Here is a 15743-nt window from a genome sequence, read left to right as displayed (position 1 = left end):
CATGCATGGTCAACAAGACACTCTACAACCAGTACCGCGAGGCGTTTTTTCGCCTCTGCGACGCCGTCGGCGAGAATCGGGTGGAACAGGTGCGCAGCCTGCTCGAGGCCACGCCGCCGCTGTTGACCTTGCGCCGCTACAACATGGAAGACGGCGAATCGCTGCTGCATCTGGCCGCGGCCGGCGGCAGCCGCGACGTCTGCGCCCTGCTCGTGTCGCTGGGCATGGACATCGATCTGCCCTTGCCCGGTTACCGCAACCATACGCCGCTGGACGCGGCGGCGGGCCATGGCCATCTGGATACCTGCCGCTGGCTGCTCGGGCAGGGCGCCGCCGTCGATGGCTTGCCGGACAAGATACTCTCGCCGCTGGCCAGCGCCTGCGTTGGCGGCCACGAGGAGGTGGTGGCATTGCTGTTGCAGGCGGGTGCCAATCCGAACCGCCTGCATACGCGCTGGAACCAGGCGCCCGTCGATATCGCCACCGGCTGGGGCTTTCCCGCGATCGCCCAATTGCTGGCCGCCGCCGGCGGCGTCAGCATACTCGACGTGCCGCAGCAGGCGGCCGCCTCGCCGCAGGAATCGATCCGCACCTTCATGCACAACAGCGCCGGCTGGGTACTGCCGGCCGTGTTCAGCCCGGACAGCGGCGATGCGCGCTTTTCGCTGGGGATCAGCTGCATCGGCGGCAAAGGCGATTTCAAGCTGTTGTTTACGGTCGGCCTGTTCCAGCGGTCCCCGATGACCGAGCTGGCCGTCTGCCTGCCGGCCCGCTGGCCGCTGACCGTGCACGGCTTCATGGAACACAGCCCATGGCGCTTTCCGGTGGCGCTGCTGGCGCGCCTGGGACGGCGCACGCTCGATCAGGCCAGCCTGGCCACCGGTGAGCTGCTGCGGCGCGACGATCCGCACCTGGCGGATCTGGCCTGGCCGGACGGCGTCGATGCGCTGCTGGCCATCGACAAGCGCTGGAATCGGGCGCCGGAGGAGGAAGACATTGCCGACGCTGACAAGGTCACCATCTATCTGCTGGTGCCGGTGAAGTTCACCAAAAAAGGCGCGCCCGACGCCAGTACCTTGCCGGCCTTGATGGAACGCAAGCTCAAAGGCAGCTGGAAAGTGTCGGCCCTGCCTGTCCCCGTCACTGGCTAGCTCATGACAAAAAAAATTCTACTCCTGAGCGTCTCGGCCGGCGCCGGCCACATGCGCGCGGCGCAAGCCATCGCGGCGTATGCGGCGCGCGATGACGGCGCAGGGCCTGCGGCGCTGGCCCTGCATCTCGACGTGATGGATTTTGTGACGCCCGCATTTCGCAAGCTGTACACGGATTTTTATATCAAGCTGGTCAACAAGGCGCCCGCGCTGTGGGGCTATCTGTACCATGCCACCCACGCTGCGCCGCGCGACAGCTCGATGCAGCGTTTGCGCCGGGCCGTCGAGCGCCTCAACACGCGCGCGCTGCTGGCGCGCATCGCCGCCTTCCAGCCCGATGCGATCATCTGCACGCATTTCCTGCCAGCCGAACTGCTGTCGCGCGCGCTGCGCCAGCAGCAGCTGGCCTGTCACGTGTGGGTGCAGGTCACGGATTTCGACCTGCACCGCATGTGGGTGCACGAACGGATGCAGGGCTATTTCGCCGCCACCGACGAAGTGGCGTTCCGCATGCGCCACGAAGGCATTCCCGCCGACCGCATCCACGTGACGGGCATCCCCGTCATGCCAGCGTTCGCGCAGGCGCCCGACCGCGTGTCGTGCGCGCAGGCGTTTGGCCTGGACCCGCGGCGCATGACGATCCTGCTGATGGGCGGCGGGGCGGGACTGGGCAGCCTTGAAACGGTCGCCGCGCGCCTGCTGGCGCTGCCGGGCGACTTCCAGCTGATCGCGCTGGCGGGGAAAAACGCCATCGCGCTGGCGGCGCTGCAGGCACTGGCCGGCCAGTATCCGGGCCGCCTGCTGGCGCAAGGCTTTACCGGCGAAGTCGAGCGCCTGATGGCGTGCGCCGACCTGGTGATCACCAAGCCGGGCGGGCTGACCACCTCGGAATGCCTGGCGCTGGGCTTGCCCATGATCGTCAACTCGCCGATTCCCGGGCAGGAAGAGCGCAATGCCGACTATCTGCTGGAGCAGGGCGTGGCCCTGAAGGCATTCGATGCCGTCACCCTGGAATATCGGGTGCGCCTGCTGCTCGATCATCCCGAGCAGTTGCAATCGATGCGCGCAAAGGCGCTGGCCCTGGGCCGCCCGCGCGCCGGCGCCGTTCATCAATAACCAGGAAACCATGATGCTGCATGTCGTGCTGTTGACCCTCGCCCTGGGGCTGGCCGCCGCGCCGGCCGGAGCACAAGCCGCGCCGCCACGCCATCCGGACTGGGCCACGCCGCTGCCGCAGGTGTCGAACCTGCACCAGGTCACGCCCGTCCTGTACCGCAGCGCCAGGCTCGATAGCGCCGACGTGGCCCAGCTGCAGGCGCTGGGCGTGAAGACGGTGATCAGCCTGCGCTCCTTCCACGCCGATACGCAGGTGCTGGAAGGCAGCGGTATCCGCGCCATCCGCATCCCCATCAATACCTGGGCCATCCGCGACCGGCATGTGATCGCGACCATGCGCAGCATCCGCGCCGCCGAGCAGGACGGGCCCGTGCTGCTGCATTGCCTGCACGGCGCCGACCGCACGGGCTTGATGACAGCCATGTACCGCATGCTGTACCAGGGCTGGCCGCGCGAGAAGGCGATCGACGAGCTGAAAAATGGCGGCTATGGCTACCACGCCGTGTGGAAAAACATCGAACGCTATTTGTCGCGCGTGAATGTGGACGAACTACGTGCGCGCATCGACGCGCCGCAGCCTTGACCCCCGCTACTGCGCCACTTCAGGCATGATTGCGATTCCAATCACGTTTTTCCGGAATCCGCATGGAACACCACAGCTTTCTCGTCAACATACTGTTTTACCTGGTCGCCGCCATCATCATGGTGCCGCTGGCCAAGCGCCTGGGCATGGGCGCCGTGCTGGGCTATCTGGTGGCCGGCGTCGTCATCGGGCCGTGGGGCCTGGGCCTGATCAAGAATGTCGAGGTGATCCTCAGCTTTTCCGAATTCGGCGTGGTGCTGCTGCTGTTTTTAATTGGCCTGGAGCTGGAGCCCAAACGCTTGTGGCTGCTGCGCCGTCCGATTTTCGGCTGGGGCGGGGCGCAGGTGGGCGTCGTCAGCGCGGGACTGTGCGCCGTGGCCATGGCCTTCGGCGTGGACTGGCGCACGGCGCTGGTGGGCGCGCTCGGGCTGTCGCTGTCGTCGACGGCCATCGTGCTGGCCACGCTGGGCGAACGTAAATTAATGAGCACGCCGGCCGGTTCCGCCGGTTTTTCGATTTTGCTGTTCCAGGATATCGCCGCCATCCCCATGATCGCGCTGGTGCCGCTGCTGGGCGGCCTGGTCACGCACAGCGGCGAGCCGGGCTGGCTGCGCGTGGCCAAGCTGGTCGCCGTGCTGGCGGCGCTGGTGATCGGCGGGCGTTTTCTGGTGAACCCCATCCTGCGCTTCATCGCCAAAACGGACTTGCGCGAAATCTTCACGGCCTTCGCCCTGCTGCTGGTGATCGCCATCTGCGTGCTGATGGAATCGGTGGGCCTGTCGATGGCGCTGGGCACTTTCATGGCGGGCGTGCTTCTGGCCGATTCCGAATACCGCCATGAGCTCATTTCCGACCTGGAGCCGTTCAAGGGGCTGCTGCTGGGCCTGTTCTTCATCGCGGTCGGCATGTCCGTCGATTTCGGCGTGCTGCGCGCCCAGCCCTTGCTGATCCTGGGCCTGGTGGCCGGTCTGCTGGTGGTCAAGATCGCCTTGCTGTACCTGCTGTCGAAGTTTGTCGACATTCCCCGCGGCCAGCAGCTGTTCTTCGCGCTGCTGCTGTCGCAGGGCGGCGAATTCGCCTTCGTCGTGTTTGCCGCCGCAGAGGCCGCGCACGTGTTCGCGCCGCAGACGGCCGCGCTGCTGGTCGTGGTGGTGACCCTGTCGATGGTGGCCACGCCCTTGCTGCTGCTGGCGCATGATAAATTCGTCGCGCCGCGCCTGCAAGGCGACAAGAAGCGCCGTCCCGACGACCATATCGAGGCGCAGGACAACCCCATCGTCATCGCCGGCTTTGGCCGTTTCGGCCAGATCATCGGCCGCCTGCTGGCGGCGAACAAGATCGGCGTGACGGTGCTCGACCACGATCCGGACCAGATCGAGCTGCTGCGCAAGTTCGGCTTCAAGGTGTTTTATGGCGACGCCACGCGCGTGGACCTGCTGGTGGCGGCCGGCATCGAGAAGGCGAAGGCGCTGGTGATCGCCATCGACAACGTGGACGACAGCCTGGCCCTGGTCGACGCCGTGCGCCTGCGCCTGCCCGAGCTGACGATTCTGGCGCGCGCGCGCAACGTCACGCATTACTATGAATTGATGAAGCGCGGCGTGACCCTGATCGAGCGCGAGACCTTCGCCGCGGCCCTGCTGCTGGGCGAGCAGACCTTGCAGCAGGTGGGTTTCAGCGCGGAGCGGGCGCAGCGCGCGGCCGGCATCTTTGGCCGGCATAACCTGAAGACCTTGCTGGAAGTGGCGCCGCACTTCCAGGACCAGCAAAAAGTCATGTCGCTCACGCGCCAGGCGCGCGAGGAACTGGAAGACATGTTCGAGAGCGATGCGGCGGCGTTTGCCTTGGAGCAAGCGGCAGAACCGGGGTCAGACCCTCGGGTCTGACCCCAGCCGTTCGGACGTTGGGTTTTACTTCCCCCGCTTCGCTTCGATCGCCTCGATCTGGTCCATGATGCCGTTCATGCGCGCCGCCAGCGCCTGGTACGGTTTCGGCGAGGCCAGGTCGACGCCGGCCGCCTTCACCAGATCGTACGGGTAGGCCGAGCCGCCCGCGCCGAGCATCTTCAGGTAGGCGGCCAGGGCGCCCGGTTCCTTGTCGAGGATGCGCTGCGCGAAATCCTGCGCCGCAGCGATCGAGGTGGCGTACTGGAACACATAGAAGCCGTGATAAAAATGCGGCACGTAGGCCCATTCCAGCGCGTAGGCGGGATCGATGGTCATGACGCCCTGCGCTTCGCCGTGGTAGCGCTTGAGGATGCCGGCATAGATGGCCGTGATCTCCTCGCCCGTCAGCGATTCTCCCTTGTCCACCTTGCCGTGGATGGCCGCCTCGAATTCGGCGAACATGGATTGGCGGAAGAAAGTGCCGCGCAGGTTTTCCAGCGCCGCACCCAGGTACAGCAGGCGCTCGTCGTCATCCTTGGCCTGTTTCAGGCGCGCGTCGAGCAGCAGCGCCTCGTTCGTCGTCGAGGCGATTTCCGCGACAAAGATGCTGTATGGCGCATAGATCGACGGTTGCGCCTTGTTGGCCAGCACCGAGTGCATGGCGTGGCCCCATTCGTGGGTCAGGGTGCTGACGGCTTCGTAATTGTCCGTGTAATTGAGTAGCACGAAGGGGTGCACGTCGTAGGCGTCGCCATTCATGTAGGCGCCCGCCACCTTGCGCGGGCGCGGATACACATCCATCCAGCGCGCATCCACGGCGGCCGTCAGCGCCTTGACGTAGTCGGGTCCCAGCGGCGCGACGGAATCGAGCATCATTTGCTTGCCCTCGGCCAGCGGGAAGGTGCGCTCGCTTTTCAGCAGCGGCGCATACACGTCGTAATACGCCAGGTCCTTGACGCCCAGCATGCGCGCGCGCAGCTTGAAGTAGCGGTGCAGGGTGGGCAGGTTGGCGTTGGTTTGTGCGATCAGGGTCTGGTAGACGGCCGGCGGCAGGTTGTCGGCGTCCAGCGCGGCGCTTTGCGAGTCGGCATAGCGGCGCACCTTCGCATACGCGGCGTCCGTTTTCAGCTGGCCGTACAGGGTTTCGCCGAACGTGCGTTCATACTCTTTCCACTTGCCGAAGAAGGCATCGAACACCAGCTTGCGGTCGGCGCGCTTGTCGTCGCCCCGGTATTTCGTATACGCCGCCTGGTCGAGCCGTACTTCCTTGCCGTCCGATAATGTGACGGTCGGCCACGGGATTTCCGCATTGGCCAGGGTGCGGTAGACGCTGGCGGCCGAACCCGTCGCCAGGCCGAACTGCGCCACCAGCTGTTCGCCCGCGGCGTCGAGCGTGTGCGGCGCGCTGCGCAGCATGTTGCTCAATTGAAAGCGGTACAGCTGCAAACCCTGGTCTTTTGCCAGCATGGCATCGATGCGCTTGCCGCCCAGGGCGAGGATTTCCGGCTGCAGGAAGGTCGTCGCCTGGGTGAAGTCGTTGCCCAGCAGGGCGGCGCGCTGGTTCAGCTGGTTGCCCTTGCTGTCACCCGTATCCTGGTCGTAATACTGCGCCGCATAGGTGCTGAGCGTGTTGACGCGCTTGCGCGCTTCCGCGTACAGGTCCAGGCAGCTTTTCAGGCGGGCTGGCGACGCTTTCAACTGCCCCTTGCAGGCGCCAAGTTGCCGCAGCTGGGCCGACAGCTTTGTCGCGTCGGCGTCGAAGGCGTCGTCGTTTTGATACAGCGCCGTCAGGTCCCAGCGGTCGGCCTGCCGGTCGCCGGGCGTGGGGGCAGGCGCAGGAGCGGCGGAGGCGGTGGCGAGGCTGAGGGTAAGCAGGGAGAACAGCAGGGGGCGCTTGAGCGCGGATGGCGTCATGGTTCATTCCAGTGAGGTTGTCGGAAGAATGCGTGCTGACCGCCGGGCAGGGATGCGCGCGTGACACACCGCGTACCGGCAGAGTTGTCTACGGTACATCAAATGAAGGGAGGGGGAAAGAGGCAGAGGGAATATACTGCCCGCCACCGTGATGGTGGCGGCGAAACAACACGGGCTGACAACTGCGGATTACAACGGTTGCAGGGGGATCGTGCCGAAGGTGGTCGGCGTCGAGCATGGCTCTTCATCGAAGGCGATGTCGCCCATGGGGTTGGCCACGCCATCGGCCTTCAAATCCTTGAAGCCGAACAGTTTCGGGTCCATCAGGTGCGACGGCGCCACGTTCGACAGGGCCGAGAAGATGCTTTCCACGCGGCCCGGGAATTTCTTGTCCCATTCGCGCATCAGGCCCTTGATCTGCTTGCGCTGCAGGTTTTCCTGCGAACCGCACAAATCGCATGGAATGATGGGGAAGCCCTTGACTTCCGCATAGCGCTGCGTGTCCTCTTCCTTCACGTAGGCCATCGGGCGGATGACGATGTGCTTGCCGTCGTCCGATTGCAGCTTGGCCGGCATGCCTTTCAGTTTTCCACCGAAGAACATATTCAGGAAGAAGGTTTCCAGGATGTCGTCGCGGTGGTGGCCCAGGGCGATCTTGTTGGCGCCCAGCTCGTCGGCCACGCGGTACAGGATGCCGCGGCGTAGACGCGAGCACAGCGAGCAGGTCGTCTTGCCTTCCGGGATCAGGCGCTTGACGATGCTGTAGGTATCCTGGTTTTCGATGTGGAAGGCCACGCCCAGTTCCGTCAGGTAGGCGGGCAGGATTTCCGGCGGGAAGTTCGGCTGCTTCTGGTCCAGGTTGACGGCGACGATGTCGAAGTGAATCGGCGCGCGCTCGCGCAAGGTCATCAGGATGTCCAGCAGCGCGTAGCTATCCTTGCCGCCCGACAAGCACACCATCACCTTGTCGCCGTCTTCGATCATGTTGAAGTCGCCGATGGCTTGCCCCACCAGGCGGCACAAGCGCTTGTGCAGCTTGTTGTTTTCCAGGGCGATCTTTTCCGCCTTCTTGCGCGCCAGTTTCTGCGCTTCCACGTTGGCCGGGAATTCCACGGCCGTTGTCGTCGGTTCCATCACTGCGGCATTGTTCATGTTGCTCATGCTTCATCCTTGATCTTGAATACTTCCACGCCCACGCCTTCGCAGTCGGGATACACGTCCGGTTTCATGCTCGACACGCGCGCGGCGCGCACGCGCGGGTGCGCCAGCATGGCGGCGAGCACGTCGTCGACCAGGCTTTCCTGCAGCTGCACGTGGCCTTGCGCCATGCGTTTGGCGATGGTTTCGCGCATGAAGTCGTAGTCGACCACTTCTTCCAGCTGGTCATCTTTCGGCGTCGACAGGGCCAGGGGAATGTACAGGTCGACGTTGATGAGGACGCGCTGCTCGCCCTTTTTCTCGAAGTCGTAGACGCCGATGTTGATGAGGACTTCGTAATTGCGCAGGAACAGGCGGCGACAATCGGCCAGGCGAGGGTGGGACAGGGCGGACGACATAGTTTTACCTTTTCGGGGATGCTGGAATGCTGGTTGTTTGGTAGGGCTGCTGATTATTTGGTCAAAAACATGACGTCGCGCGGCAAGCCGATCAAATGCTGGCCGCCGTCGACGAGGAGCGTCGTGCCCGTCAATGCGCGCGCGCCGGCCACGTAACAGACGCAGTCGGCGACATCCTCGGGCGTGCTGGAACGGCCCAGCGGCGTGTTTTCATGCGCCTTGGTAAAGTTCGCTTCCGTCTGTTCGCCGGAGACCATGGTGATGCCGGGGGCGATGCCCACCACGCGCACTTTCGGCGCCAGCGCCTGGGCCAGCATGGTGGTCGCCGACAGCAGCGCCGCCTTGGACAGGGTGTACGACAAAAAATCAGGATTGAGATTGTACAGTTTTTGGTCCAGCAAGTTGATGACCACGGCTTGCCCGCCTGCCGGGGTGGCCTGGTACAGCGCTTGCGCCAGCAGGATGGGGGCGGCCAGGTTGGCGTGCATGTGGGCATCGAGCGCACCGAAGGAAAAATCGCCCGCATTGTCGTATGCAAACAACGATGCGTTGTTGACCACGCAAGTGACGGGGCCCAGCGCCGCCTGCGCCTGCGGCAGCAACTGGCGCACGGCGTCTTCCTGCGCCAGGTCGCAGGGGAAGGCGTGGGCGCGGCGGCCCAGCGCCGTGATTTCTTCCACCAGGCTGAGCGCTTCATCGCGCGAGTCGCGGTAATGGACGGCGATATCCCAGCCGTCGCGCGCCAGGCCCAGCGCGATGGCGCGGCCGATGCGGCGCGCCGCGCCCGTGACGAGGGCGACGCGGGGAGAGCTGTGTGGCAATGTCGATGCTGGAGTCATGTCTTTATTTATTGTGCTTGTGTGTGAAGTGCGCCTGGCCGCCGTGGCCGGCACTGGCGCCGTGGCCCGCCGATTCGCTACAATGCGGATATGTCTCTTCCCGCACCCGATAGCGACGCGCTGGCCGCGTCCCATGCCTTGCAGCACCAGATTGCCGCCGAAATCGCGCGCAATGACGGCGCCATTCCCTTTGTCCGCTTCATGGAGCTGGCGCTGTATGCGCCTGACCTCGGCTATTACAGCGGCGGCGCCGCCAAGCTGGGCAAAGATGGCGATTTTACAACCGCGCCGGAGATATCTCCCCTGTTCGGCGCCACGCTGGCCCATGTGGCAGCCGCTATTATGGCGCAAACGGCCCCGCGCATCCTCGAATTCGGCGCCGGCACGGGCAAGCTGGCCTTTGATATCCTGACGGAAGCGGCGAAGGCCGGCATCTCTGTGGAACAGTATGCGATCGTCGAATTGTCCGGCGAATTGCGCGCGCGCCAGGAACTGGCCCTGGCCGCCTTCCCGCAAGTGGTGTGGCTCGACGGCTTCCCCGACAGTTTCGAGGGCGCCGTGTTCGGCAACGAAGTGCTCGACGCCATGCCCGTCAACCTGATCAGCAAGACGCCCGCCGGCTGGTGCGAACTCGACGTCAGCATCGCCGACGGCCAGTTCGTGTTTGTCGAACGCGCGGCCGGCGCCGAGGTGGCCGCGCAGATCGCCGCCCAGGTGCCGGACGCCGATGCCTTGCCGGTCGGCTATGTCACGGAAATCCATGGCGTCGCCTGCGGCTTCATGCGCTCGCTGGCGCGCATGCTGACCAATGGCAAGGGCGGCGCGGCCGTGCTGTTCGATTATGGCTTCCCCGCGCATGAGTATTACCTGGACTTGCGCGCCACGGGCACCCTGATGTGCCATTACCGCCATCATGCCCACGCGGAACCGTTTTATCTGCCCGGCTTGCAGGACATCACGGCCCACGTCGATTTCACGGCCATGGCGGTGGCGGCGCAGGATGCGGGTCTCGATGTGCTCGCCTACATGAACCAGGCGTCTTTCCTGCTGGGTTCCGGCCTTGGCGACTTGCTGCTGCGCACCGATCCGGAACAGGTCAAGACCTACCTGCCGCAAGCGAGCGCCGTGCACAAGCTGGTGTCGCCCGCCGAGATGGGGGAATTGTTCAAGGTGCTGGTGGTGGGGCACCAGGTGGCGTTGCCGGAAGCGTTGTTGTCCAGCGACCGCAGCCACCGCTTGTAATATCAAGGCAGGGCCGTGTCGCCCTGCAAATTCCTGTCCGCCGGTGGTTATTATCTTGTCATATCGTATATGATGACCGACACAGCACGGTTCCATCCTGCAAGAACCCGTCGCCGCGCACCGATTTCAAGATAGAACGATGGGAAAGATACATACACACTATGACAACCTGAAGGTGGCGCGCCTGGCGCCGCAGGAAGTCATACGTGCCGCGTACAAAGCCCTCAGCCAGAAATACCACCCGGACAAGAATCCCGGCGACGAAAAAGCCGCCCGCATCATGGCGATTCTCAACAGCGCCTACGGCACCTTGTCCGATCCACAACGCCGCAAGGAACACGACGAGTGGATCGCCGCCGAGGAGTGGGAAATCGAATGGCTGGAAAGCACCCACCACGAAGAGGGCAAGAACCGCGATGGCCGCGCGAAAGGCCATGCCCAGCCGCATGAACACGCCTGGGCGCAGGATGTGCCGCCGCCGAAGGGCGCGCCGCGGCGCGGCCCGCAGCCCGTCTGGCGCAACTGGCGCTGGTGGCTGAGTCTGCTTGTTTGCCTGCTGCTGGGCTGGCTGGGCGCCTTGCTGATGCTCGATACGTCCCAACCCATGCCTGCCGCGCTGGCGTCGGCCTGGAGCGGGCTGGCCCGCGATGGCGCCAAGCCCCATGTGGAAACGGCCACGCCGGCGGGGAGTGCCGCGCCGTCATCGAAAGGCGAGGCGGTGGCGGTCGATAGCTGGGCGGTGGGCAAGCCGTATGCGCCCGAGCCCCCGCAAGCAAAGACGCCGGAGATCCGCGTGCTGGCCGTGGCACAGCTGAGCCTGAAGGCCAGCCAGCCAGTCTGCGATGGCGTGGGCCAGTCCGTGACGCTGGTGGCGCCGAACGGCGAGCCTTGGCCGGCGCAGTCCGGCTATGTGGATGGCTTCCCGATCAGTAACAAGGGCGACGAACTGAGCTTGACCATCGACAACAGCAGCAACGCGGCGCCCGTCTTCGTCAAGCTGTATGACCAGGAGCGGCGCTCGAATGTGCGCTACCTGTACATCCTGGCGCATGACAAGCTGACGGTGGAGCAGCTCAGCGCGGGCAAGTATGAAGTGCGCTACCAAGCCGTCGGGCCGGGCCAGGACAATTGTGGCGGCGCCACGCGCGGCGGCGCCTCGGCGCCGGCCTCGGCCTCGTCGCCGTCCGCCAGCGAAGGCGGTACGCAGAATCCTGTTGTAAGCGGCATCTAATCTGATTATGCTTGATATGCGTCAACGCAGCGTCCACATCGAACTTATCCCTTAGGAGTATTCATGACCGACCTCAAAGCCGATGCAGATGATAACTGGCTGCTCGACGAAGATGAGCCGGTGGCCAGTCCTGCCGGGCTGGCCGCGCCCGACCAGCGCCTGTGGCGTGTCCTGATCGTCGATGACGACGTCGATGTGCATGCGGTCACGCGGCTGGCGCTGCGCAATGTCAGCTTCAAGGGACGCGAGCTGGAACTGTTTTCCGCCTACAGCGGCCGCGAAGCGTACGAGATCCTGCGCGACACGCCCGATATCGCGCTGGTACTGCTCGACGTGGTGATGGAAACGGATGACGCCGGCCTGATCCTTGCCAAGCGCATCCGTGCCGACCTGAACAACTCCATCGTGCGCGTCGTGCTGCGCACGGGCCAGCCGGGCCAGGCGCCCGAGCAGCGCGTCATCATCGAATACGACATCAACGATTACAAGGCGAAGACGGAACTGACGACGCAAAAGCTGTTTACCACCGTCATCTCGGCCCTGCGCGCCTACGAGAGCCTGATGATGCTCGAGCGCAGCCGCATCGGCCTGGGCAAGATCCTCGCCGGCGCCACCAATCTGTACCAGATCCATTCCTTGCGCGAATTCGCCTCCGGCGTGCTCAACCAGGTCAGCGCCATCCTCGACGTGGGTGCCGACGGCGTGCTGTGCCTGATGCAGGGCGGCGCCGGGCGGCCCGAGGTGGTCGCCGCCACGGGCACCTATGCCATGCTGGCCGAGGCCGAAGCGATGCCGGCCGACCATGCGCTCACCGCCACCATCGCCAAGGCGTTTGCGGAAAAGCGCAGCCAGTTCGAGCATCCGGCCAATGTGCTGTTCATCCATACGGAGGGCAACCGCGAGCTGGCCATCTCCGTCACGCCGCCGTGGCCGCTGGCGCAGATCCAGCGCGACTTGCTGGAAGTGTTTTGCCAGCGCATCGCCGCCGCCTTCGACAACCTGTACATGTTCGGCCAGCTGCGCAAGGCGCAGGAAGCGACCGTGGTGGCGCTGGCCGACCTGGCCGAATTCCGCGACAGCGACACGGGCGGCCACGTGCGGCGCGTGCAGCTGCTGTCCGACGCCATCGCCCGGCGCATGCAGCAGCGCGGCGTGTACCCGGACGAGCTGACGCCGCAACTGCTCGACATGATCGGCCTGGCCAGCATCCTGCACGACGTGGGCAAGGTGGCCACGCCGGACGCCGTGCTGCTCAAGCCGGGCCGGCATACGGACGAGGAGCGGACGCAGATGCAGCTGCATGCCAGCGTCGGGCGCACCATCCTCGAGCGGGCCGCCAACATGGTCGACGGCGTCAGCTACCTGACGTATGGCGCGCAGATCGCCGGCGGCCACCACGAGCATTTCGATGGCGCCGGCTATCCGAATGGCCTGAAGGGGCGCGACATTCCTGTGGCCGCGCGCATCGTTGCCGTGGTCGACGTCTTCGATGCCTTGCTGCACGAGCGGCCCTACAAGGAACCGTGGCCGTATCCGCAGGTGCGCGAATACATCGAACAGCGCAGCGGCAGCCAGTTCGATCCGGAAGTGGTGACGGCGCTGCTGGATCTGATTGACCACGAGCCGCAACTGTGGCATCCGGAGCGCGCCGTCGCTTGAGCAGCAACTTCCTTGGCGTTTTTCGGCACGCCGCCATTCCCTTGCGCGCGGCGCCGTCATATACTCGGCAGCCTCATGCCGGCTGGCACCACGCACCAGCGTGGCGCGCCGCGGAGTTTTCGGACATCACGACATGAAAGAACTCAAGGGCCTTAGCGCACTGATCATCGAGCCGCATCCGGGCATGCGCGCCAGCCTGCACAATATGCTCAACCTGTGCGGCCTGGCGAAGATCGATGACGCGGCCAGTTCGGGCCAGGCGATCCGTATGCTGGGCAGCAAATCGTATGATTTGATCCTGTGCGAATACGATCTCGACGGCGGACAGGATGGCCAGCAGATGCTGGAAGACTTGCGCCACCATAAATTGATGCATGCGTCGACCATGTTCTTCATGGTGACGGGCGAAGGCAGCTTCGCCAAGGTGGTCAGCGCCGTCGAACTGTTGCCCACCGATTACATCCTCAAGCCGTTCACCGCTGACAACATGCTCGAGCGCATCGGCCGCGCGCTGGACAAGCGCAATGCCTTCGTGCCCGTGTACGAATTGATCGACGTGGGCAATGAGCGCGCGGCGATTGCCGCCTGCACCGAGGGCGCCAGCCTGTATCCGCGCTACGCCACGGATTTCCTGCGCCTGCGCGCGGAACTGCACCTGCTGCTGGGCGAGGCGGCCGACGCCGAGCCGATCTACGCCGCCCTGTACGAAGCCAAGTCCATCGGCTGGGCGCGCCTGGGGCAGGCCAAGACGCAATTTCTGCTGGGCGAGTACGCAGCGGCGCAGGGCACGCTGGAAGGGCTGCTGGAAAACAACAAGCGTTTTCTCGACGCGTATGACTGGCTGGCGCGCACGCATTTGGCGCAAGGCAAGCCGGAACTGGCGCAGGCGGCCCTGAGCGAAGCGGTGGCCCTGTCGCCGCACGCCGTGCGCCGCTTGCGCCGCCTGGGCGAGGCGGCCCTGGCGGCCGACGATATCGAGATGGCGGAAAAATCCCTGAAGTTGGTGGTGAGCAAGGCCAAGTATTCGGAGTTCCGCGATCCGGAAGACCACGTGCGCCTGGTGCAGACCCTGGTGCGCAAGGGCGATCCGCTGCAGGTGGGCGCCGTGATCCGCGACCTCGACAAGTCGATGGGCGGGCAAAAGAACACGGAACTGTGCAGCGCCCTGTGCAGCGCCATGTTGCATGCGCATACGGGCAACGCGGAGCGCCTGCAGCAGTCGCTCGACGCGGCCCTGGCCGCCAACCGCCACAACGTGGGCGGCTCGACCATGCTGAAAACGGAACTGGCGCGCCACTGCCTGGCGCACGGGCGCGAGGATGGCGCCGCCGAGGTGATGCGCGAAGTCATGCGCAATGCGCCCGACAGCGCCGCCATGACGCGCGCCATGGCCGTGTTCGAGCAGGCGGGGCGCGAAGAGCTGGCCAAGGCGCTGGCGCGGCAAAGCCGCCAGGAAGTGGCCGACATGGTGGCCGCCGGTGCGGCCAGGGCGGGCGAAGGCGATTTCCGCGGCGCCGTCGATCTGATGGGCGAAGCCGTCACGCGCCTGCCCGACAATCCGCAAGTGGTCTTCAATGCGGCCGTGGCCGTGCTGAAATGCCTGGAACACGAAGGCTGGGATGAGCGCATGGGCCAGCAGGCGCTGACGTTCATCGCCGGCGTGCGTCGCCTGGACCCGCGCAACCCCAAATTGCCCGTGCTGTCGGGCCTGCATCAGCAACTGTTGCGTAAATATAAGCCGCTGGGCAACGCCTGGATGCATCCGCCTGACGCCCGGTAAAAGGGGGACAATGCGGGGTGAATGACGGAAAAATGCGGCTTTCAGGCAGGGTAAAGAAAAAAATGCGAAAAAAAATCGACTTTTTCGCGCCAACCCTTGCACATTCTCAAATCGGGAGCTTATAATCACGCCCCGAAGCAGCCAACTTCTTCTTTATACGCAAATGCAGCAGTCAGGCATCAGTAAATAAGGTTGACAGTTGTGAGTAGATGCTTCATACTCTGCGGTTCCCGCGGAGGGGTGGCCGAGTGGTTAAAGGCGACAGACTGTAAATCTGTTCTCTATGAGTACGCTGGTTCGAATCCAGCCCCCTCCACCAAGTTTTTGCAAGGAAAACTGGGTAGTAGCAAAAAGCAAGTGAAGATAAAGTGAACGATACCTCGCGGGTGTAGCTCAATGGTAGAGCAGAAGCCTTCCAAGCTTACGACGAGGGTTCGATTCCCTTCACCCGCTCCAGTTTCCGTTCAGATGCTTGATGCATCGCATGCAACAAATTACAGCCCTTGTAGCTCAGTGGTAGAGCACTCCCTTGGTAAGGGAGAGGCCACGTGTTCGATCCACGTCAAGGGCACCAGAATTCGCAGCAGGCAGCACAGAAGCAATTCAAACCAGACCGTCGGGCGTGTGCCTGAGCAATCTAATCAAATCATTAGGAGTTCAAAATGGCAAAAGGTAAATTCGAACGGACCAAGCCGCACGTCAACGTCGGCACCATCGGCCACGTCGACCACGGTAAAACCACGCTGACCGCTGCAATCGCAACGGTTCTGTCGAAGAAATTCGGCG

At 64.3% G+C, this 15743-nt stretch carries 13 protein-coding genes and 3 tRNA genes; 12 read left to right on the top strand and 4 right to left on the bottom strand.

Features of this window, described 5'->3' with window-relative positions:
* The first annotated feature begins 5 nt into the window (after positions 1-5).
* From GCN78_RS24725 to kefC, 4 genes are all read left to right on the top strand, one after another.
* Positions 6-1151: an ankyrin repeat domain-containing protein gene (locus GCN78_RS24725; RefSeq protein ID WP_152254083.1), complete on the top strand. Its 1146-nt coding sequence runs from the start codon at positions 6-8 to the stop codon at positions 1149-1151.
* Between the two features lie 3 nt (positions 1152-1154).
* Positions 1155-2267, top strand: coding sequence for an MGDG synthase family glycosyltransferase (locus GCN78_RS24720; protein WP_193316865.1), 1113 nt, complete (start codon positions 1155-1157; stop codon positions 2265-2267).
* Between the two features lie 10 nt (positions 2268-2277).
* Positions 2278-2850 (top strand): dual specificity protein phosphatase family protein, encoded by a 573-nt coding sequence (locus GCN78_RS24715; protein ID WP_226939814.1) that lies wholly within the window; start codon positions 2278-2280, stop codon positions 2848-2850.
* Between the two features lie 62 nt (positions 2851-2912).
* On the top strand, positions 2913-4736 hold the full coding sequence (kefC, locus tag GCN78_RS24710) for a glutathione-regulated potassium-efflux system protein KefC (RefSeq protein WP_152254082.1): 1824 nt from the start codon (positions 2913-2915) through the stop codon (positions 4734-4736).
* Between the two features lie 24 nt (positions 4737-4760).
* Here kefC and pepF read toward each other — a convergent pair whose 3' ends face one another.
* The 4 genes from pepF to GCN78_RS24690 form a co-directional block, all read right to left on the bottom strand.
* Positions 4761-6650 carry an oligoendopeptidase F gene (pepF, locus tag GCN78_RS24705; protein ID WP_152254081.1) on the bottom strand — a complete coding sequence of 630 codons (1890 nt, stop codon included), beginning with the start codon at positions 6648-6650 and terminating at the stop codon, positions 4761-4763.
* A gap of 189 nt (positions 6651-6839) precedes the next feature.
* Positions 6840-7802, bottom strand: a complete 963-nt coding sequence (gene ttcA, locus GCN78_RS24700) for a tRNA 2-thiocytidine(32) synthetase TtcA (RefSeq protein WP_152254160.1) — start codon at positions 7800-7802, stop codon at positions 6840-6842.
* A gap of 5 nt (positions 7803-7807) precedes the next feature.
* The gene (locus tag GCN78_RS24695; RefSeq protein WP_046682033.1) at positions 7808-8206 is read right to left on the bottom strand and encodes a dihydroneopterin aldolase; all 399 of its coding nucleotides are present in this window, start codon (positions 8204-8206) and stop codon (positions 7808-7810) included.
* 53 nt (positions 8207-8259) lie between these two features.
* Positions 8260-9045 (bottom strand): SDR family oxidoreductase, encoded by a 786-nt coding sequence (locus GCN78_RS24690; RefSeq protein WP_152254080.1) that lies wholly within the window; start codon positions 9043-9045, stop codon positions 8260-8262.
* Positions 9046-9135: 90 nt separating this feature from the next.
* Here GCN78_RS24690 and GCN78_RS24685 point away from each other — a divergent pair, with 90 nt between their 5' ends.
* The 8 genes from GCN78_RS24685 to GCN78_RS24650 form a co-directional block, all read left to right on the top strand.
* Positions 9136-10287: a class I SAM-dependent methyltransferase gene (locus GCN78_RS24685; RefSeq protein ID WP_152254079.1), complete on the top strand. Its 1152-nt coding sequence runs from the start codon at positions 9136-9138 to the stop codon at positions 10285-10287.
* A 139-nt stretch (positions 10288-10426) separates the two neighbouring features.
* A complete protein-coding gene (locus tag GCN78_RS24680) occupies positions 10427-11518 on the top strand; it encodes a J domain-containing protein (protein WP_152254078.1) in 1092 nt (363 codons plus the stop codon).
* A 63-nt stretch (positions 11519-11581) separates the two neighbouring features.
* Positions 11582-13177, top strand: coding sequence for a DUF3369 domain-containing protein (locus GCN78_RS24675; protein ID WP_152254077.1), 1596 nt, complete (start codon positions 11582-11584; stop codon positions 13175-13177).
* A gap of 133 nt (positions 13178-13310) precedes the next feature.
* Positions 13311-14957 carry a tetratricopeptide repeat-containing response regulator gene (locus GCN78_RS24670; RefSeq protein WP_152254076.1) on the top strand — a complete coding sequence of 549 codons (1647 nt, stop codon included), beginning with the start codon at positions 13311-13313 and terminating at the stop codon, positions 14955-14957.
* Between the two features lie 234 nt (positions 14958-15191).
* Positions 15192-15276, top strand: a tRNA-Tyr gene (locus GCN78_RS24665).
* A 63-nt stretch (positions 15277-15339) separates the two neighbouring features.
* Positions 15340-15413, top strand: a tRNA-Gly gene (locus GCN78_RS24660).
* A 43-nt stretch (positions 15414-15456) separates the two neighbouring features.
* Positions 15457-15531, top strand: a tRNA-Thr gene (locus tag GCN78_RS24655).
* An 88-nt stretch (positions 15532-15619) separates the two neighbouring features.
* The coding region (locus GCN78_RS24650; protein WP_017454492.1) for a GTP-binding protein at positions 15620-15743 on the top strand (124 nt) is incomplete at its 3' end.

This window comes from Janthinobacterium rivuli (assembly GCF_009208735.1).
Taxonomy (GTDB): Bacteria; Pseudomonadota; Gammaproteobacteria; order Burkholderiales; family Burkholderiaceae_D; genus Janthinobacterium.
The sequence above is the reverse complement of the archived record's forward strand: the minus strand, read 5'-3'. Positions and strand labels throughout refer to the sequence as shown.